Genomic DNA, 20984 nt, shown 5'->3' on the forward strand with positions numbered 1-20984 from the left:
CTTTCAGGCTCTCTTTAAATACTAAATTTAACGCAAGTCAATAATGAGGAAAAACAGAGGTTAATAAGTTCGGATGGATAAAGATCTACGGATTAAAGAATTAGAGCGGGAGTTGGCGGAAAATAAGGAGCAAACAGAGTCGTTGGAAAAGCAGGTTTGCTCTTATGAAGAATCCAGTGCCAATCTAAAGGAAGAGATCTATCAACTTAAAGACTTTTTATATTCATCTACTGCCCAGATCGCTTTTCTAAAAGGTCCCGATTACAGGATTGAGTTCGCAAACAAATCTGTAATCAAGGTCTGGGGAAAGGGAGATGATGTAGTTGGCAAACCTCTTTTTGATGTTATTCCCGAGGTTCGTGATCAGGGAATAGAAGATTATCTCAACAAGGTTTATAATAGTGGCGAGCCATATCATGCCCGGGCTTTGCCTGTGGAGCATAATATTAATGGTGAAATGGTGAAATCGTATTTCGATTTTTCATATATGCCACATTATAATTCAGACGGAAAGATAGTAGGCGTAGATATTATTGCCCAGGATGTTACACAGCAGGCAATGCTTCATCAAAAGGTCAGGAAAAGCGAGAAGGAATTTCGCGGGCTGGTAGATTTTATGCCTCACAAAATTAGTATAGCCGATGCAGAAGGCAATTCGGTATTCTATAATAAGAGCTGGCTGGATTATACCGGGATGACGATGGATGAGTTTTTAGATAGTCACTGGACTCAAATCATCCATCCTGAACATGTCGAAAAGGTTGAACAGGAATTAGCAGAATGTTTAGAAAAAGGAAAAGACCTTGATATAGAACTTAAAATAAAAGATAAGAACGGTGATTATAAATGGCATCTATGCAGGGCTATTGCCATGAAAGATGATGGGATAACCACCTCATGGATTAGTTCCAGCACCCAGATCCAAAAACTTAAGGAAGAGGAGCAGCGAAAGGAAGACTTCCTTAAACTCGTAAGCCATGAATTAAAAACACCGGTTACTTCTATAAAGGGTTATGTCCAGCTTTTACAATCCATTCTAAATAGCGAAAAAGATAACATCACAAAGCCATATTTACATCGTATTGAAGACCAGATAGAGAGGCTTATCAGGCTAATTTCCGAAATGCTGGATCTTTCCAGAATTGAACAGAACGAGCTTGAACTTCATACAGAGGAATTCAGTCTTAACGAACATGTAGAGAATATAATTGAAGATATATTCCACACTAATAAGGATATCCAGATAGAGCTGGAGCATTTATGTAAATGCGATATAGTTGCTGATAAAGACAGGATAGGGCAGGTGATTATTAATTTTATTACCAATGCCTTAAAATATTCTATGGATGCCAAACGGGTTTTGGTAAAGGTCTTTTATGAAAATGAAAATCATGTGGCTGTGAGCGTTAAAGATTTTGGGATCGGGATAGAGAAAAAGGATCTTAACCGGATCTTTAAGCGTTTCTATAGGGTATCGGCTAAAAATGAAGAGACCTATGCTGGATTTGGAATAGGCCTGTACCTTTCCAACGAAATTATAGAACGACATAATGGAAAAATACTTGTGGACAGTGAACCGGGTGAGGGATCACAATTCACCTTTATCTTACCCCTAAATCAAAACTAGATTATGGCAAAAATACTGATTGTAGACGATGACCAGACAATAGGTTTCATGCTGAAGGATATTCTTGAATTCAGCGGTCATGAAGTGACCGTATCCCAACAGCCCAGGAAAACCAAGGAGAATATTCTAAAACACAATATCGAGCTTGTGCTGCTTGATAAACTGATCTCCGGGGTAGACGGCACCGATGTTTGTGCTGAACTAAGGGAGGATGAAGAAGTGGCAAAGATTCCCATCATAATGATGTCTGCACTTCATAATGTTGGAGAGGTCTGTAAATCGGCGGGAGCCACCGAATTTATCTCCAAACCGTTCGATATGGAAACTTTAATTTCCAAGACAAACGAGATCCTGGAAAAGCATAATAATAAAACCAGCTAATCTATCTTGAGGTTATAATACCTGGTAATAAAATGAATCCGATTCCGGGTGAGCTTTTGCATTTTGATATGTGGAGTCTTTGTAATTCTAACATTAAATAGAATTCCATTTTCAAATATGTTCTTAAAAAATTACATTTGTTCAAAAAGCTGCTAATGCCCGGAAATTCCTTTGGTAAATTATTTAAAATAACCACCTTCGGTGAGTCACATGGAGTGGCTATAGGTGGTGTGATAGACGGCTGTCCTGCCGGTCTTGAAATAGATGTAGAAAGTGTTCAGAACGATCTTGACAGAAGACGTCCGGGCCAGTCGGCCATCGTTACCCAGCGCAAAGAACCCGATAGTGTGGAATTTCTTTCCGGAATCTTTGAAGGTAAAACTACTGGCACCCCTATTGGTTTCATAATTAAAAATGCCAATCAGAAATCCAAGGATTATTCTCATATCAAGGATACCTACCGGCCTTCGCATGCAGATTATACCTATGACGAAAAATATGGGGTAAGAGATTATCGCGGGGGAGGAAGGTCTTCGGCCAGGGAAACGGCCTGCAGAGTGGTTGCAGGAAGTATCGCTAAGCAGATACTTCAGAATGTGGAGATCAGGGCCTTTGTATCTTCAGTTGGAAAAATAGAACTTAACAAGGATATTTCAGAACTTGACTTTTCAGAAACAGAGAAAAATCCGGTGCGCTGCCCTGATGCTAAAATAGCTTCAGAAATGGAAGCTTATATTAAAGAAATCAGGGCCGATGGTGATACGGTGGGAGGAACTGTGCAATGCGTTATAAAAAATGTTCCAAAAGGTCTGGGAGAACCTGTTTTTGATAAACTACATGCCGAACTTGGAAAAGCGATGCTTTCCATAAATGCTGTTAAAGGATTTGAATATGGCAGTGGGTTTGAAGGGACCAAAATGAGAGGAAGCGAGCATAATGACATGTTCAACAAAGATGGTTCTACAAAGACCAATTTGAGTGGTGGTATACAGGGTGGTATCTCCAATGGAATGGACATCTACTTTAAAGTGGCATTTAAACCTGTAGCTACACTTATGCAAAAGCAAACTACCATCAATTCCAGCGGAGATGAAGTGGAAATGCAGGGCAAAGGCCGCCATGATCCCTGTGTGGTCCCAAGGGCTGTTCCTATTGTGGAATCTATGGCCGCACTTGTTCTTGCCGATTATTTCCTTCAGAATAAATCATCAAAAATTTAATTTAGAAAACCGATAAAATGAAAAAACTCGCACTGCATTGGCAGATTTTATTAGGAATGCTTGCCGGGGTGATCTTCGCTCTTATTATGACCAATTTTAGCTGGGGAGCAGAATTCGTAGGTGACTGGATCAAACCTTTTGGTAACATTTTTATAAATGCTTTAAAACTCATTGCAGTGCCCTTGATCCTGGCTTCCCTAATCAAAGGGATCTCAGATCTTAAAGATATTTCCAAACTATCCAAGATGGGAACCCGGACTATAGCCACTTATATCGTTACTACGGTTATAGCTGTTTCCATAGGGCTGGTGCTTGTAAATATTATCGGGCCGGGAAGAACAATTTCAGAAGAAACCAGAAGTGACCTTATCGCGAGTTATGAAGGTGATGCTTCGGTAAGGATATCTGACGCTCAGAAACAAAAGGATGCAGGGCCATTACAGGCTCTGGAAGACCTTGTGCCGAGTAATATCTTTGGCGCAGCCAGTGATAATGGAAATATGCTTCAGGTTATCTTTTTTGCCATTTTCTTTGGTCTTGGTTTGATTCTTATTCCTGAAAAAACAGCTAAACCTGTGAAAGACTTCTTTGACGGTTTCAATGAGGTAATACTCAAACTTATCGATCTTATAATGCTTACCGCACCTTATGGTGTTTTTGCACTTCTTGCCGCCCTTGTAGTGGAATCGCCCAGCACCGATCTTTTTGCTGCACTGGCAATGTATGCGATTACGGTATTAGCAGGACTGGCACTGATGATTGGAGTATATGTCCTGTTGGTCTGGATTTTCACAAAGAATAAACCTTCTTTCTTTATAAATGGAATAGCCCCGGCACAACTACTTGCTTTTTCCACCAGTTCCAGTGCCGCAACACTGCCTGTTACTATGGAAAGGGTAGAGGAACATATGGGTGTGCATAAAGAAGTCACCAGTTTTGTGTTACCGATAGGAGCTACCATAAATATGGACGGAACCAGTCTTTATCAGGCTGTTGCCGCGGTATTTATCGCTCAGGCTTTTGGGATGGATCTTACTATTGGAGCACAGCTGGGTATCATTATGACAGCAACCCTGGCTTCTATTGGCTCCGCAGCTGTACCCGGAGCAGGTATGGTGATGCTTGTGATCGTTCTGGCCCAGGCTGGTATTCCTGAAGCCGGACTTGCTTTGATCTTTGCAGTAGACAGGCCTCTAGATATGTGTAGGACCACGGTGAACGTTACCGGGGATGCCGCTGTATCTCTTATGGTAGCGAAGTCGGTTGACATGATGGGCCCTCCAAATGTGAAGGAATGGGACGATGATTACCATCCCGAAGCGGAAACTGTTTCGGAAACTGAAAAAGTTTAATTCAGAAATTTAGATTTTAGTTCGGGAGTTGGGATCATACATTCGTCCTTTTTCCCGAACCACTTATAACGGTTCTTTGCTATAAGATCATAAATCAGATCCCTGAATCCCTCTGGTAGTCCAAGGAAATTCTTTAGCAATGAATATCCTCCTGAAAGATCTCTTGAGATCTCCAGAGCAGCTGTAGATTTTCGATAGTAAGCCACTCCGGGTTCTATAAGCATGATAGAATCTATTTCGTCTGGATCCAGACCGCGTTCTTCTACAAGCTTTCTTCCGGATTCACTCTGTAGCGATGCAAACCTGAAAACATCTTTTTTATCATGTTTTATGATAAACTGGACTGCTCCATTACAAAGGTTGCAAACTCCGTCGAACAACACTATCTTTTTATTTTCAGGTAACTGATACATATTTCTATTTTTTTGCAGCCTGTACAAGTTCCAGTTGCTCCAGACCTACAGAGGTGGTGAACATCCCATAATTAACAATAGCTTTGCCTTTTTCTATACTATCTATAGATCCTACAGCTTTCCCGTCTTCGAGTCGTACCCTGTCTCCGACCTTTAGTTTTGCTTTTGGCTTATTAGCTTCCTGTTTTTTGATCTCTTCTTCTTTCTTTTTTTCCTCTTTTTTCTTCTGTCTTATTGGCTGTATCTTTTTCTGGACTTCCTGTTTTACCTGGCGTTCTTTAGCCTTTCTTGCTTGCAGTTTCTTTTTGTCTTCCTTTTTTCTTTTGGAATTCTCTATTTCAACCATTTTCAGGAATTCACCTATCAGTTCACGTTTTTGCTTATCGTTAAAATATTTTTCGCTTAGGTCATTTACTTTCTGCCCGAGATATATGAGGCGCTGATTGGTATCATAAAGTTCCTGATAGCTTTCCAGCTTTTGCTGGACCTTTGCATTGATCTCCGCAAGCTTTTCTTTTTGCTCCGCAGCTTTTTCTTCCCTGGTCTTAAGCGAATCTGTAGTTTTTCTAAGTTCAGACCGTTCTTTTTGAAGCTTCGCAATACTTCTGTCAAACCTTATCTTGCCGCGTTCTACTTTCTTTTTAGAACGGTTTATCAGGCTGTAAGGGATTCCGTTTTTCTGAGCTACCTCAAAAGTAAAGGAACTCCCAGCTTCTCCTACCAGCAATTTATAGACCGGTTCAAGGCTTTTGCTATCGAATAGCATATTGGCATTGCTCATATCCGGCAGTTCGTTGGCCAGCTTTTTAAGATTAGCATAATGAGTGGTCAATATTCCATAGGAGCCTTTTTCATAAAATACCTCCAGGAAGGTTTCTGCCAGGGCACCTCCAAGCTCAGGATCACTTCCGGTTCCAAATTCATCGATAAGGAAAAGGGTTTTATCATCACATTTCCGAAGAAAATAATTCATGTTCTTCAGCCTGTAACTATAAGTGCTCAGGTGATTCTCTATCGATTGGTTATCCCCAATGTCGGTCAATACTTTATTGAAAAGACATACCCTGCTGTATTCATGAACCGGGATCAGGATCCCACTTTGAAGCATCACCTGGAGCAGCCCCACGGTCTTTAAAGTAATGCTTTTCCCTCCTGCATTAGGACCTGAAATTACGATAATACGATTATCAGGAGCCAGTTCTATGCTTTGGGGAAAGGTCTTTTCCCCTTTTTTCTTATTGTTCAGATAGAGGAGGGGATGGTAGGCTTCCTTTAATTGCAGTTCTCTTTCCCTGGTGATCTTTGGAAGTACACCGTTAATTTTCTCTGCATACTTGGATTTAGCAGCAATAACATCAATATCGCTCAGTAAATCCTGATATTCGATCAGGATCTCCCGGTAAGGACGTGCAAATTCAGTTAACTCCTTTAAGATCCTTTTTATTTCTTCTTTCTCTTCGTACTCCAGGTTATTCAGTTCACGCGTATACCGGTAAGTAGCTTCAGGCTGAATATATACGATACTTCCTGTCTTGGAATTACCCATTATCCCACCTTTTACTTTTCGGCGATGCATTGCCTTTACCGCAAGTACCCGAACGTTCTCCACCACACTTTCCTTAATCTCGTCAAGATAGCCATAGGACTGGTAGGAGGTGAGCGCTGAATTAAAACTTGAATTTATTTTTCCTTTTACAGAATTTATGGAACGTCTGAGCTCCTGTAAGAGGGGAGAGGCATCATCCTTCATTTCTCCAAACCTGTCGATAATGGCATTTATCTTATTGGCAAGGCTTAGGTCAAATTCAATATGAGAAACCGTTTCAGACAATGCAGGATATTGTTCTGCATATTTCTGAAAATATTTTAGATGAGAATTTACCGTTTCTGTGATGGATGCTATCTTCCTGAAGCCTGAGATCTCTACAACCGAACCTTCTATTCCCAGTAATTTGATTTCCGGCTGAATGGAATCAAAGCCGTGATTTGGAATAGGCTGGTCCCTGGTCTTTGAATTGAAATATTCATTGGTCTGGTTAAGACCAAAGACCGTTTTTTTATAATTTGGATAAGGTTGAATATTCAGAGCTTTTTCCTTTCCCTGGCCGGTAATGCAAAATTCACTTATCTGTTCACACACCACCGGAAACTCAAGATCTTCAAGACTTCTCGAACTAATTTTAATCATATCAATTTTTCCCTACTTTTGAGGTCCTGCAAAGTTACTTAATTCTAATGAACGTAAGAATACACCCAAGCTGGAAAAAGGAACTGGAACCTGAATTTGAAAAGGATTATTTCCAAAACCTAACGAGCTTCGTCAAAAAAGAATATACTGAGAATAAATGCTTTCCTCCGGGAAAGGAGGTCTTCGCCGCTTTTGATCATTCTAAGTTTGAAGATACCAAAGTGGTCATCCTGGGGCAGGACCCCTATCATGGGACTGGACAGGCTAACGGGCTGTGTTTTTCGGTGAGGGACGGGATTCAATTCCCGCCTTCGCTAATTAATATTTTCAGAGAAATAGAGAATGACCTTGGAAAACCGGTTCCTGCTACCGGAAACCTTGAAAGATGGGCAGATCAGGGCGTGCTTTTGCTGAACGCTACATTAACTGTAAGAGCTCAGCAGGCCGGATCTCATCAGAATAAAGGATGGGAAACCTTTACTGACAGGGTGATCCAGATTATTTCCAGGGATAAGGAAAATGTAGTATTTATGCTCTGGGGTGGCTATGCCAAGAAAAAGGCTAAGTTAATAGATGGTTCAAAACATCTTATCCTAACAAGCGGGCATCCTTCTCCATTAAGCGCTAACCGTGGTTACTGGTTTGGAAATAAACATTTTAGTAAGGCGAATGAATACCTTGAAGGAAAAGGATTAAAACCGATCAATTGGTAATTAAAACCTGAAACCAAGGTTTACCATGAATTGACCAACTATGGTGGGTGAGACATCATTAAAAAAGTTTCTTCCTATTCCTGCACTAAGATCCAGTAAAAACCCGCCGGGAGACACAAATTTTCCGCCTAATCCAAAGCCGATCGCAAAATCTGTAAAGTCTTCGGTCTCGTATATATATTCGTCCAGACCCTCATTAAAATCATAAAACCCTGTTTCATATTCTCCAGTGGAGATCATTCCAAAGCCATGTACATAAAATCCTCTGGCATAGGTAGAGCTAAAGAAATGTTTGTATTTACCGGTTAGAGATAAGTCTTTATAATAAAGCTCATCTATATAATCGTCTTTACCAGGATGTATAAAACCTTCTATAGCCCAGGAGGAATTCTCATCTATCACCCTTTCGTAGGTTATTTCTATTATCCCTAAGGTGATAAGGTTAAAAGCATTGATACTTAATTCATTCTGTGTGGTATCACGTTTTTCAGGTTGGTCATCTCCTGAATTTTTCTGGGCCTGGCAAAACAGGGTGGTTAAAAGCAGGATACCTGCTAAAAGTAAGTTTCTCATTAATTGGTTAGAATTGTTTCGGCTCGAAATTAGGAATATTATTCGTAATATAATATAGCCCCCCAGATTATTAATAATGAAATTATATAAATAAAAAGACCGGCTATTACACCGGCCTTTCTATATGAAAATTTAATCACGCATTCTTACTGTGGCGGAATACCCGCTAATTTTATTTATCATTTCAGAATTCCCGGTAGGATGTTTCTAAAAACGCATTAGCTTCCTTTTCAGCGAATTTTGCAGCCTCACTATCCCAATGTAAGGTCTTATTTGGGAATCTTCCCGCAATAACTCCTAGAAGGATGGTTTCTGTTAACCGAGCTGCATATGAAAAGGGAGCTGAACATTTTTCCCGCCCAAGGCAAGCTTCTACGAATTGATGATAGTGCTTAGGACCTTCAGATTCATAATCTCTAATAGGTTCACCTAATTTATTTTCTTTGGATATTTTAGCGATTTCATCTGAAATATCCACATATTTACCATTTACAATCTTCGATGGTAATTGCATGAAGTGAGGAAGTAATAAGCGGCCTTTTTCACCAATAAACATAGCTCCCTGCTCAGGAAGCTGCCCTTTTTCAGCAACTTTTGCGTCTAAAGAAATATCACTTTCATCGCTCTTTTTTTTCTTGTTAGCTTTTGAGGCTGAGTTTTTATCATAATCAGGCAATTTCAGGTCTTCATGATCTTCAGGGGCTCCCGGGCCGTCATACCATACCCATTTTAGTCTTTCTGTTGTATATGGTGTTCCAGGAAATTCATAGGTCACCTCGTTTTTTTCTGGATATCCAAATCCGTTTGGTACCCTGCAGTCATTTTTGACTGTGAGAGGCACGTCAAGTTGAAGAGCATTATAGGGAGTGTCAAAAATATGAACACCCATATCGCCTAAGGTTCCACATCCATAATCTACCAGTTTTCGCCAGTTACCAGGATGATATACATCTTCCTTATATCCTTTTGGTTTAGAAGTACCTAACCATAGATTCCAATCCAAATCTTCCGGAACAGGATCCACGCCCTTTGGAATCGGACCATCATATCCCCAGTTTTTAGGCGACCATGCTCTAACCGTATGTACTTTACCAATGATACCTGATTGGATCAACAGAGTTGCCAGTTTATAATCATAAAAAGAATGTACCTGAATCCCCATTTGGGTGACCAGGTTCTTTTCTAAAGCCAGTTTATTCATTGCGCGAGCCTCAGAGACGTGGTGTGTTAATGGTTTCTGGCAGTACACAGGCTTATTCATGTTCATAGCCATTATCGAGGCAGGAGCATGGGTATGATCTGGTGTGGAGACTATTACAGCATCTATTTCATCTTTCATCACCTGGAACATGACTCTGTAATCTGAAAATGTCTTCGCCTTAGGATGCATGGCATGGGCATTGGCTAAATAGTTTGAATCCACATCACAAAGGGCAACAACATCCACAAGCTCGTGAGAAGCGATCGCCTTCAGGTCTTCCAATCCCATGTTCCCCACACCAATATGTGCTGTTCTCAATCTATTGTGGGGTGCAGATTTCGCCCAGGAAAGGCTGGGTAGAACCAAAATTCCTGATGTGGCGAGGCCTGCAATTTTTAAAAATTCTCTTTTTTCCATAAGATTACAGCTTTTTGATTTTAATATTCCTGAACCATATCGGGCTAGCGTGATCCTGCAGACCAATATATCCAGATTTGAATTTACCGTAATCTGGTGCATTATCCCATTTACCTGAATTTTTCTTTTTTTGCCAGTCTTCTGACCATGGAACAAACTCCACTATTTTTTTTCCATTGAGCCAATGTTCTACTTTCTCTGGTGTAAACACGATTTTTGAAGAATTCCACTCTCCAACAGGATTTAATACTTTTTGTGTGGTATCAACCGCATGCATTGCATAATCTGCACCGGTTTTTTGCCAGTCCTGAAGTTCTTCGGGGTTTTCTACACCAAATTGTGAATTATAACCGGAAAGGTCATGAATGTCTGCATAATTTTCATCATCAATTAGTTGATATTCAGGGGAGATTTCAGGTGGTCCTCCATAGCCTTCCTTTACATGATAGAAGATTCCGCTATTTCCTCCTTTCGGTAGTTTCCATTCCAAATAGAGTTCAAAATTGTCAAATTCTTCAGCTCCATATATAATGTCTTTTCCACCTTCATAATTTTGTTCCAGGCCCAGTTCAGTATCGAAGGTTAAAACACTGTCTTTTATCACCCATCCCGGAGGCAGGGAATCACCGTTGTAGGCACGCCAGCCTTCTGTGGAAGTACCATCAAAAAGATAGGTCCATTCTTTTTCTGAAATCGTATCAGCTGTAGTGGACGGCTCTATTTCGGAATCAGCTTTTGGTTTTTCTTTACAGGAATTTAGAAGCAAGAACTGTAATAGTAGCAGGGGAATAAAGTTAAATCTCATGATGTTTAATAAAAAAGTGGATTTTGTTTCTTTCGAAATTAAAAATTTTATTCTAAAATAGAATAATTAATTTATTTTTTTTTATAACTCATCGTGAAACTGGATATTAAAAATGGATTATTAAATTTTAAGGCCGGTAAAATTACCGGCCTTATTCCTGTTTTTTATGAACCTACAAATGTGAATTCTCCCGGATCTAATATCCTCACCCTTGGAACAATTATATTATTCTCCAGTAGCCAGAGATTTCCTTTTTTATCAAAGGTGATTGCACTTGGTAACATTAGTCCTTCTGCTTTTTTAATGAGCTCTCCATCCAGGTTATAGGCACTGACAGTACCTCCCATTGGATTGGCTAATCCAGCCCAACTGTTTTCGTCAAATTCTACTACATAAAGGAGTCCGTCAGGTCCAAATTCGAGATCGATCACAGAAGTTAACCCATCAAGGAATAAATAACAGTCTTCTGATCCTTCCACTTGTGAACAAACTAAATTGGTAGCATCTGCCGGAAACCTCCAAACCCTTGATAGTTCTTTTGGCAGTCCGTCAGGAGTTAAATCAGTTTCTGGCACTGCCCCTGTGAGTTCGCCAACATATACATAACCATCAGGACCAACGGCCACAGATGTTGCTACAGGCTGTACATAGCAGGTAAGTCCATCATGTTCAAAAAGCACTATAAATTCTCCATTCACGTTCAATGGAGGGGTAAGGATAGCTTTCCAGTCGATATGGCCTGTGGTAGTCGCTTGTAGGATCGTATTTCCTGCCGCATCCCCAATAAGAGCAGTCCCTCCGTCAAGTGTAGTTACTTTAAATGGATTGTTTTGAGGCCCTGCACTAAAAATACCTTCTTCTTCACAGAGCTGGTTTTTCCATTGTAAACCTTCAAAAGCATCAGGATCATTATCCTTTTCAAATTCACCCAGATCGGCTACCATTCTTACTTTTCCATTTGAAATCCGGTACAGTTCACCATCTTCTGCAAGATTGCTTCCACCGGTAGTGAAGAAAGCATTACCAGTTCCTATCGCCTCAATGCCCTGGATGTTGGTATTGGTCTCAACTTCATGGATCGTTCTAATTTCACCATTTTTAATCAGCTGAATACTTCTGCCGTTTTCAGTATTTAATCCTACCATGATACTTCCGTCAGGAGTGGCTGATATATCAAATGCTACTGCGCCCTGGAATTCATAAGGTCCGGCGTTCAGAGTTTTCTTTACACTCGCATCCTTTACATTAAGATTAAGGTCATTTGTTTCCTTTTCACAGGCAACTCCAAAAACTACAAGCAGGCATAAAGAAAGAAGTCCCCGGAAATTTAGATCGATTAGTTTTTTTCTTGTTTTCATAATTATATAGAGATTTTGGTTAATACTCTGTTATTGAACGAGGTCCACCTTAATTAGAATGAACCTTTAGCAGGTTTAGTGAGATGGGGGCGCATAAAAGCGGAACTCTGCTCGGCTAAGAAAGCCAGTCTTAACATTAGTACAATCATTTTCAGGGTGATCACATTAATGAGACCACATATGACATCAAGTCCGGGCGATAGGGGTTGTAATAGTAAAGTGCGGGGAGATCAGCATGTTTTAATATTTAAAACGCTGAATTTCAGTTAGGTGCAAATATACAAACAATATTGAATATTGCAATTAATTGAATAAATGACAAACATCAAAGCTTACTTTTATTTCGAATCTGTCCAAAATAAAACATAATTATAATTCTATCCGTAAAAAGAATAGAGCTAAAAAGTATGAATGAGATCTGAATAATTTCTCTTTTCTTCGATCAGATTCAATTCCAGGAGGGTTTCCTGGACTTTGGTAAGATCAGCCTCACTTATTTGTTCCTGACTCCACCTGGTAAGATCCAGCCATTTTCTGATATCCTCCAGTTTTTGCTGATATCTTTCAGAAAGGATAACATCTATATTTCTCTGAAGCTTGAAGTCTTTAGTTTCAGCATTCAGGATTTCCAGCATTTTTTGAAGGCGTTGAGGATCTTTGCGAATGCTTTCATCTCTGGCTGCGATCACAAAACAGGGCCATGGAGTAGGGCAGTCGGCCACTAAACGGAACGTTTTATTGTCTACCAGGGGTTTGGTGGTAAAATGTTCCCACATAAAATACTGGGCCTCATCATTTTGAAGGGCATGAATAGCTCCATCCAGATTATTAACGATATTAAACTTAAGCTCATCCAGGTTCCAATTCCTGTGTTGGGCATTCACATACGCCATCAAATGAGAGCCACTGCCTTTTCTGCTAATAGCGGCAGTAGTAGTTTCCAGCTCCTGAATATTCTTATATTTCGAACCTGCAGCTACATGGATTCCCCAGATCAACGGACTTACTATATAGGTCTGGATGATCTTACTTTCGTTACCATTGATTATATCCCTTGTGATTCCTTCGGTTAGTATAACGGCTACATCCAGCTCTCCAGACCTTAAGGCCTTGCACATGGCTCCGGTGCCTTCGGGGAAATCTTTCCAGACCACATTTAGTCCTTCATCATTGAATTTGCTATTCTCTATGCAAAGGTGCCATGGCAGGTTAAAATGTTCTGGTACTCCGCCTACTTTGATCGTTTTCATGAGCTGTGTTTTTCTTTGAGATAATTGTAAATTTCGTACTGGGAGCGAATGGCTTTTTCTCCTTTTTTCTTTTGTACATAATTATTTGCTTCCGAAGCATCCTGTATCCTGGCCTTTACATTGTCATTCAGCTGGATATTAAGGATATTCTTGAATTCCTGTTTTATGTCTTCATCCAGGACGGGAGAGATAACTTCGATCCTACGGTCCAGGTTACGGTTCATCCAATCTGCGCTTCCGTAGAACATAAGCTCCTCACCGCTGTTTTCAAAAACATATATTCTTCCATGCTCAAGAAACCGGTCTACAACACTGGTAATATATATATTCTCGCTCATTCCCGTTATACCGGGGATAAGACATGTAAAACCACGGATAAGCAATCTTATTTTTACACCAGCATCACTGGCTTTATAAAGTAATTCAATCATCTCCTCATCTTCGAGACTGTTCATTTTTGCCGTGATCCTGGCTTTCTTTCCTTCCCGTGCATTCTCTATCTCGTTATAAATAAGTTTCAGGAATTCCTGGCGGGTGGAAAAAGGAGAGATCAACAGGTTTTTCTCCCTGGGAATTATGAGTTCTCCTTCCAGTACCTTGAAGAGCCGTTGTAACTCCTTTGTAATATATTTATTGGCAGTAAAGATGGCATGATCGCAGTATAGCTTGGCGGTCTCACTATTAAAATTCCCGGTACCGATATACGCATATCTCATATTGACATCCCCTTCCTGACGGCATATTAGCATGATCTTAGAATGAACCTTTACTTTGGGATAGCTATAAATAACATTGGCTCCTTTTTCTTCAAACTTTCTTCCCCAAATGATATTGTTCTTTTCATCGAATCTTGCCTTGGCCTCTACAAAAACAGTAACCCTTTTTCCTCTTTCAAGGGCTTCCAGTAAAAAGGAGGTGAGCTTTGATTCGTCTGCAACTCTGTAAAGAGAGATGCTTATATCGGTAACCTGATCATCTTTTGCAGCCTGTTCCAGAAATTTTTCCACATAACCAAATGACATGTATGGAAAATGAAGGGCCTGATCTTTCTTCTTAATATCCTCGAAATAATCATTGCTTTTATCCAGAGTTTTATGAGGTAGCGGAGGCAGGTTTTTGTAATGAAGTTCAGGATTATCTGTAGGATCTGGAAAAGAAAAGAAATCCTTGAAATTATGATACTTTCCGCCAGGCATCATATCAATCTTTCCAAGCTTCAAAAGCTTTCTTATTTTTTTCTGCACTTCCTTAGGCATGGAAGCATCATACAATAATCTTGTGGGCTGGCCATCGGTACGCTGTTTTAATGACTCATATATCTTCTCTGCCAGCACACCTTCATAAATGTCATCTATATAAAGCTCGGCATCTCTGGAAAGTTTAATTTCAAAGATACCTGTAATGTTATTTTCCGGGAAGATTTTATAAGCCTCATACCTGATTATTTCATCGAGAAAGGTAATATTGTGTTTTCCTTTGATCCCCTCCATCATCACGAAGCGGCCACATTCATTAACGGGAATATTTACCACCGCCAGTTTGTCTTCCTTTTCAAAGGTTACCAGAAAGTACAGTATTGAATTTTCAAGAAAGAGTTCATTTTCTTTATTCAGGTTAAGCATTATCGGTTTTAAATGCTTCTCTACCTTATTGTGAAAAAAAGAGCTTACAAACTCCTTTTGTGCCGGTTTAAAATGTTCTGCATCCAGTATATGAATACCATTTTCTGCAAGTTCAGGAATGATCTCATTATGATAAATTTCACCGAATCTATCCTGCTGTTTTTTTACCTTCTCAATGATCTGCTTGGTGATCTTTGAGGGTCTTAGGGCCAGTTTTTTACGAATGCTTTTCTTTACCCGCTTCATCTGGCGAAGCTGGGAGACTCTCACCCTGAAATATTCATCAAGATTTGAAGAAAAAATGGCCAGGAATTTCATCCTTTCGTAAAGAGGATTGATTTTATCCGCGGCCTCCTGAAGAACCCTATCATTAAAACTTAACCAGTTGAGATCTCTATGTCTAAACCGGTCTTCATTAGGTTGCTGCATGGGTGATAGATTGTTTCATCAAAAATACAAAGTACCCTATGCTTTGCTTTTAATATATTGTTAAATAAGGCTGGCTATTTGGCGATCCTCTCCAGGGAATACCTGATTAGATCGTCAACAGGTTTTGAAGTATCTTCAGCAAATTCGCCGGTTAGCCTGTTGGCGAGAACTACATTCATTGAAACTGAACGATGCCCGAGTAACTTTGACAGACCATAAATACCCGATGTTTCCATTTCAAGGTTGGTAATCTCATGACCTTTATAGTTGAAAGCGCCTATCTTATCGTTCATTTCGGCGTCAGGAATTTGAGCTCTTAATACCCGGCCCTGAGGGCCGTAGAAACCAACATTGGTTCCGGTAAATCCTTTTATGGTAGAATCAGAACTAAATTTTTCTATCAGGTTCTCATCTCCTTTAACAACATAAGGCATGGCCTTAAGAGAAGACCAGCCTGTTTGTTCTACGAAAGCTTCTGCAATTTCTGTATTTAAAAAAGAATCACTTTTGTAATAGTGCATAAGTCCGTCAAATCCTATAGCCCATTCACTGGTAATAAATGAACCCACGGGGATGTTTTCTCTTATGGACCCTGTAGTTCCAATACGTATAATATCCAGACTAACGGGATTTTCCTTTATTGCTTTCCCCTTCAGGTCAATATTCGCCAGTGCGTCTAATTCGGTAAAAGCAATGTCAATATTGTCGGTTCCCATTCCTGTAGACATCACGGTGATACGCTTTCCTCTAAAATAACCTGTATGCGTAAAGAATTCACGTTTATTTTTCTTAACCTCGATCTTATCAAAATGCCTGCTGATTTTCGAAACCCTACCCGGATCTCCAACCACAATTATCGTTTGGGCCAGGTCTTCAGGAAGTAGGCCCAGATGGTAGATTGAACCATCCCTGTTAAGGACAAGTTCAGATGCTTTTAAACTCATTCTATAATTTTAATAATTTGTGAGATTCAGACTCATATAGGAAATCATACATCCTGGCACCACCAAAATACTCGTCATTTTTAAGATCCCGGTAAAAATTCTTTTCTCCGTTCAATACCTGTTTTCCCTTTTCCGATAGCAGGATACGGTCGTCTTTATTTTCATAAAAAATTGAAAGCTTCTTCAGCAACCGCTTCATTTGAGTATCACTATATCCATAATAACCCTGATATTGAAGTGCATAACCTAAAAGATGGTTCTCACTGGCTATTTCATGATTTTCAATAAGCTTCAGAACATTTCTTTCCAGCGAATTAATTCCGGTGACGCTATTTGGAAACCTTTCAATATGAGCCCTTATGCAGCTTGACAGGTATTCGAAATTAGTATTGGTCTTTATCTGTGGTTTTAATTTCATGGGATCACCACTGCAATACAGTTCCCATATCAACATAGCTACCTCCAGATCATCATTATTCAACTCGATCCTGTTATCGTAATGGTTTTTAAGCTCATCAAGGCTTAGGTTTGAAAGAGGTTTGAACTCTTTCTCACCAGGCAGTTTTTTGCTACAAACCAGTGAGATGGGGACTTCTTTTTTCTTTGCGAAAAGAAGATTAATGGCAGCAAGCATGTTGATATGACAAAAAAGATCAAATTCAAACCAGAGAATGACTGAGTCATAGTCATCCATGGCCTTTAATCTCTTTATTTCCGAAATAAAGCGTTCTTCATAATTTTCGGAAGAAATATCATAAGCCTTTCGAAGGAATTTCTTTCTTACTTTAAAGAAATCCTGGTTGATCTCCTTCAGGGTAGGGCCTTCACATAATAGCTCACGCCAGATGATAAGCTCACCTGGCAGATTGAGTTGTTCCATTTGTTCAGCAAGGCTGTCGCCGTTAACGATATGTAAGGTTTTATTTCCCATAAAAGAATAAAAAAAGCGTATTGGAATTAACCTCCAACACGCTTAACGTTATAACCCTCTTTTTCCAGTATTTGCATAATTTTATCCCGGTCATCTCCCTGTATAATGATCTCTCCTTCTTTTGTTGAGCCACCAACACCGCATTTTTTCTTCAGCATTTTGCCCAGTGCGATGAGATCTTCCTCAGGTCCCTGGAATCCTTTTATAATGGTAACGGTTTTTCCGCCGCGACCTTTATTGCTAAAATGAGCTTCAAGTTCCTGTTCTCCGGGCGAAAGTACTTCCTGAGAATCACCTTCTGCATAATCGCTCTCATCAAAATCATCATTAGTGGAGAATACAAATCCTCCCAGATCTTCTAATCCTAACTTTTTTTTTGCCATAATTATTTTTTAGCCAGGCCTATTTCAATAAGGCGCTGATTCAAAAACTCACCGGCGGTGATATCCTCATACTGCTTCGGATGATCTTCATCTATACATTCCTCAAGACAATCCAGTTTCATATCACTTCTCGGATGCATGAAGAAAGGTATGGAATATCTTGGATTATCCCATTCTTCTTTAGGTGGATTAATAACCCGGTGAATTGTAGATCTTAATTTATTATTGGTGTGTCTTTCCAGCATATCCCCAACATTAATCACAAGTTCATCTTCCTGCGGAATGGCATCTATCCATTCACCATCTTTCCTGAGTACCTGAAGCCCTCCTGTTGAAGCTCCCATAAGAAGGGTAATAAGGTTGATATCACCATGTGCTCCGGCTCTTACAGCTCCTTTTGGCTCTTCGGTGATCGGAGGATAATGGATTGGCCTAAGAATACTGTTCCCATTACTTGCCCAATGGTCAAAGTAATGCTCTTCGAGACCTATATACAGAGCCAGTGCCCTTAGTACATAAATCCCTGTTTTCTCAAGCATTCTGTAAGCTTCCATGCCTACATGATTGAAGTCCTTTAGTTCTTCAACCTGTACATTGGAGGGATATTCTTCTTTGAGATCGGCATCTTCAGAAGGTTCCTGCCCAAAATGCCAGAACTCTTTAAGATCTCCTTCCTTTTTACCTTTTGCATGTTCTTTACCAAAGGAGATATAACCTCTCTGGCCTGCCAGGCCTTCTATTTCATATTTCTGTTTGGTTTCCAGAGGTAGATCGAAGAAATTCTTTACCTCTTTATATAATTCTTCTACGAGCTCATCGCTCAAAAAATGATTCTTTAATGCTACAAACCCAATTTCTTCATAAGCCTTACCAATTTTTTCCACAAATTTCTCCTTTCGCTTTGGATCATCAGAAAGGAAATCGGCCAGGTTTACGCTGGGAATATTATTCATCGCCATTCTTAGCAGTATTTTAAATTTATTTAGACAGACAAAGTTAAGTAAAATTAGGTGATGTGCTGCTGGTTTATATTTTTCTTAGCATATAGAAATTTGGTTACATTTGAGTGATAAAAACTTTTTTATGCTCTTCAGGAAAACAAAATCACGTGAGCTGGATTACTCAGATTTTCAAATATCTAACAGTAAAATGCTTGAGCTTTATAAAGCGATGCTTAAGCCCAGAATGATAGAGGAGAAGATGCTTATACTCCTAAGGCAGGGTAAGGTGTCAAAGTGGTTCAGCGGTATCGGGCAGGAAGCGATTTCTATTGGCGTGACAGAGGCTATGAAAAAAGATGAATACATTCTGCCTATGCATCGTAACCTTGGAGTTTTTACAGCTAGAAACATTCCTTTAAACCGGCTTTTTGCCCAGTGGCAGGGAAAAGCCTCCGGGTTTACAAAAGGGCGAGACCGTAGTTTTCATTTCGGGACACAGGAATATAAGATAGTTGGCATGATCTCTCACCTGGGACCTCAGATGGGTGTCGCAGACGGGATTGCACTTGCACATAAACTAAGAAATGAAAATCTCCTGACGGCCGTGTTTACGGGAGAAGGGGGAACCAGCGAAGGCGATTTTCATGAAGCATTGAATATAGCCTCTGTCTGGGACCTTCCGGTTTTATTTTGTATCGAAAATAACGGCTACGGACTTTCAACACCTACGCCTGAACAATACAGATGTAATGACCTGGCTGATCGTGGAGTGGGATATGGAATAGAATCACATATAATTGACGGTAATAATATTCTTGAGGTATATTCCCGGATTTTTGAAATAGCCGAAAGTATAAGGGAGAATCCCAGACCTGTATTAGTAGAGTTTAAGACCTTTAGAATGAGAGGTCATGAAGAAGCCAGTGGGACGAAATATGTACCGCAGGAATTGATGGATGAATGGCAGAAGAAAGATCCTATAATAAATTTCCAGAACTATCTTTTTGAAAAAGGAGTTCTGGATGATGAACAACTGGACCAATTCAGGCAGGATATTACCAGTGAAATAAATGAAAATCTTGAAAAGGCTTTCAATGAGCCCATGATTCAATCAACTGAAACTGACGAGTTAAGTAATGTATTTCAAGAGTTTAAATATCAGTCACTTGAACCTCAATTTGAAAATGAAAATATCCGTTATATTGATGCGGTTTCACAGGCATTAAGATCATCCATGGAAAGGCATGAAAACCTTGTTTTGATGGGACAGGATATTGCCGATTACGGAGGTGTTTTCAAAATAACCGAAGGCTTTATTGACCAATTTGGAAAAGACAGGATAAGGAATACACCTATTTGTGAGTCGGCTATTGTGGGAACGGCGATGGGACTTTCAATAAATGGGATGAAAGCAATGGTGGAGATGCAGTTCAGTGATTTTGTAAGTTCCGGCTTTAATCCTATTGTGAACTATTTAGCCAAGGTAAATTACCGTTGGGATCAGAATGCCGATGTTGTTATTCGAATGCCCTGTGGAGGAGGCGTAGGAGCCGGGCCTTTTCATAGCCAGACCAACGAAGCCTGGTTTACAAAAGTTCCGGGATTAAAAGTGGTTTATCCGGCCTTTCCGTATGATGCCAAAGGATTGCTGAACACCGCGTTTAATGACCCTAACCCGGTATTATTCTTTGAACATAAGGCGCTTTACAGGAGTATAAGACAGGATGTGCCAGTAGACTATTATACCTTACCATTTGGAAAAGCCTCAAGAATAAGGGAAGGTAGTGAAGTAAGTATTATAACTTATGGAGCGGGGGTACACTGGGCAATTAATACTCTTGATGAAATGGATTATCAAAATGCAGATCTTATCGACCTTCGTAGTCTGCAACCTTTGGATACTGATTGTATATGTGAATCTGTTATAAGAACGGGAAAGGCAATTATTTTAACCGAAGATTCTTTATTTGGCAGTCTGGCTTCTGAAATTGCAGCCATAATCTCTGAAAACTGTTTTGAAAGCCTGGATGCCCCTGTAATGAGGGTGGGCAGCCTGGAGACCCCTGTTCCATTTGCTGAAAATCTCGAAAAACAGTATCTCCCGCAGGAAAGGTTCAGGAAGAAACTCCAGGATTTAATAGAATATTAATAAGCAGGCAATTTAAACACAATTTAATTAAGAATCCTTAACAAAGTCACTGTTAAAGTATTAATAATCTTTTGTGGAAGGAATGCC

Annotated in this window: 18 protein-coding genes; 6 read left to right on the plus strand and 12 right to left on the minus strand. The window is 39.9% G+C overall.

The features are described from left to right. Positions 1-73: 73 nt before the first annotated feature. The 4 genes from LU635_RS11825 (at position 74) to LU635_RS11840 (ending at position 4580) form a co-directional block, all read left to right on the plus strand. A complete protein-coding gene (locus LU635_RS11825) occupies positions 74-1627 on the plus strand; it encodes an ATP-binding protein (RefSeq protein ID WP_240099478.1) in 1554 nt (517 codons plus the stop codon). Between the two features lie 3 nt (positions 1628-1630). After that, positions 1631-2008: a response regulator gene (locus tag LU635_RS11830; protein WP_240099480.1), complete on the plus strand. Its 378-nt coding sequence runs from the start codon at positions 1631-1633 to the stop codon at positions 2006-2008. A 155-nt stretch (positions 2009-2163) separates the two neighbouring features. Further along, positions 2164-3228, plus strand: coding sequence for a chorismate synthase (gene aroC, locus LU635_RS11835; RefSeq protein WP_240099482.1), 1065 nt, complete (start codon positions 2164-2166; stop codon positions 3226-3228). Between the two features lie 17 nt (positions 3229-3245). Next, positions 3246-4580, plus strand: a complete 1335-nt coding sequence (locus LU635_RS11840) for a dicarboxylate/amino acid:cation symporter (protein WP_240099484.1) — start codon at positions 3246-3248, stop codon at positions 4578-4580. Here the strand turns inward: LU635_RS11840 and LU635_RS11845 are convergent. Further along, a complete protein-coding gene (locus LU635_RS11845; RefSeq protein ID WP_240099486.1) occupies positions 4577-4993 on the minus strand; it encodes a thiol-disulfide oxidoreductase DCC family protein in 417 nt (138 codons plus the stop codon). The two genes, LU635_RS11840 and LU635_RS11845, sit on opposite strands and share 4 nt — an antisense overlap. A 4-nt stretch (positions 4994-4997) precedes the next feature. Then, positions 4998-7181: an endonuclease MutS2 gene (locus tag LU635_RS11850; protein ID WP_240099488.1), complete on the minus strand. Its 2184-nt coding sequence runs from the start codon at positions 7179-7181 to the stop codon at positions 4998-5000. Positions 7182-7228: 47 nt separating this feature from the next. On the opposite strand from LU635_RS11850, the gene LU635_RS11855 reads away from it, so the two are divergent. Then, positions 7229-7894 (plus strand): uracil-DNA glycosylase, encoded by a 666-nt coding sequence (locus tag LU635_RS11855; protein WP_240099490.1) that lies wholly within the window; start codon positions 7229-7231, stop codon positions 7892-7894. On the opposite strand, the gene LU635_RS11860 is transcribed toward LU635_RS11855, so the two are convergent. From LU635_RS11860 to LU635_RS11905, 10 genes are all read right to left on the minus strand, one after another. Then, a complete protein-coding gene (locus tag LU635_RS11860; RefSeq protein WP_240099492.1) occupies positions 7895-8467 on the minus strand; it encodes a hypothetical protein in 573 nt (190 codons plus the stop codon). 184 nt (positions 8468-8651) lie between these two features. Beyond that, positions 8652-10085, minus strand: a complete 1434-nt coding sequence (locus LU635_RS11865) for a Gfo/Idh/MocA family protein (protein ID WP_240099494.1) — start codon at positions 10083-10085, stop codon at positions 8652-8654. 4 nt (positions 10086-10089) lie between these two features. Further along, positions 10090-10890 (minus strand): 3-keto-disaccharide hydrolase, encoded by an 801-nt coding sequence (locus tag LU635_RS11870; protein ID WP_240099496.1) that lies wholly within the window; start codon positions 10888-10890, stop codon positions 10090-10092. A 164-nt stretch (positions 10891-11054) separates the two neighbouring features. Continuing rightward, positions 11055-12248 carry a ScyD/ScyE family protein gene (locus LU635_RS11875; RefSeq protein ID WP_240099498.1) on the minus strand — a complete coding sequence of 398 codons (1194 nt, stop codon included), beginning with the start codon at positions 12246-12248 and terminating at the stop codon, positions 11055-11057. A gap of 398 nt (positions 12249-12646) precedes the next feature. Next, entirely contained in the window at positions 12647-13498 is an 852-nt protein-coding gene (locus LU635_RS11880; RefSeq protein ID WP_240099500.1) for a substrate-binding domain-containing protein, read from the minus strand. After that, complete coding sequence (gene ppk1, locus LU635_RS11885; protein WP_240099503.1) at positions 13495-15549, minus strand: polyphosphate kinase 1; 2055 nt, start codon at positions 15547-15549, stop codon at positions 13495-13497. Before ppk1 ends, LU635_RS11880 begins: the two co-directional genes overlap by 4 nt. Before the next feature lie 74 nt (positions 15550-15623). Continuing rightward, positions 15624-16493 (minus strand): nucleoside phosphorylase, encoded by an 870-nt coding sequence (locus tag LU635_RS11890; RefSeq protein WP_240099505.1) that lies wholly within the window; start codon positions 16491-16493, stop codon positions 15624-15626. A 1-nt stretch (position 16494) separates the two neighbouring features. After that, on the minus strand, positions 16495-17424 hold the full coding sequence (locus LU635_RS11895) for a DUF1835 domain-containing protein (RefSeq protein ID WP_240099507.1): 930 nt from the start codon (positions 17422-17424) through the stop codon (positions 16495-16497). Positions 17425-17450: 26 nt separating this feature from the next. Further along, the gene (locus LU635_RS11900) at positions 17451-17807 is read right to left on the minus strand and encodes a translation initiation factor (RefSeq protein WP_240099509.1); all 357 of its coding nucleotides are present in this window, start codon (positions 17805-17807) and stop codon (positions 17451-17453) included. 2 nt (positions 17808-17809) lie between these two features. After that, the gene (locus LU635_RS11905) at positions 17810-18760 is read right to left on the minus strand and encodes an isopenicillin N synthase family dioxygenase (protein ID WP_240100242.1); all 951 of its coding nucleotides are present in this window, start codon (positions 18758-18760) and stop codon (positions 17810-17812) included. Positions 18761-18890: 130 nt separating this feature from the next. Between LU635_RS11905 and LU635_RS11910 the strand changes: the two genes are divergently transcribed. Then, complete coding sequence (locus LU635_RS11910; RefSeq protein WP_240099511.1) at positions 18891-20897, plus strand: alpha-ketoacid dehydrogenase subunit alpha/beta; 2007 nt, start codon at positions 18891-18893, stop codon at positions 20895-20897. Positions 20898-20984: the final 87 nt, after the last annotated feature.

The organism is Christiangramia crocea, from assembly GCF_022410465.1.
GTDB classification, from domain to species: Bacteria; Bacteroidota; Bacteroidia; order Flavobacteriales; family Flavobacteriaceae; genus Christiangramia; species Christiangramia crocea.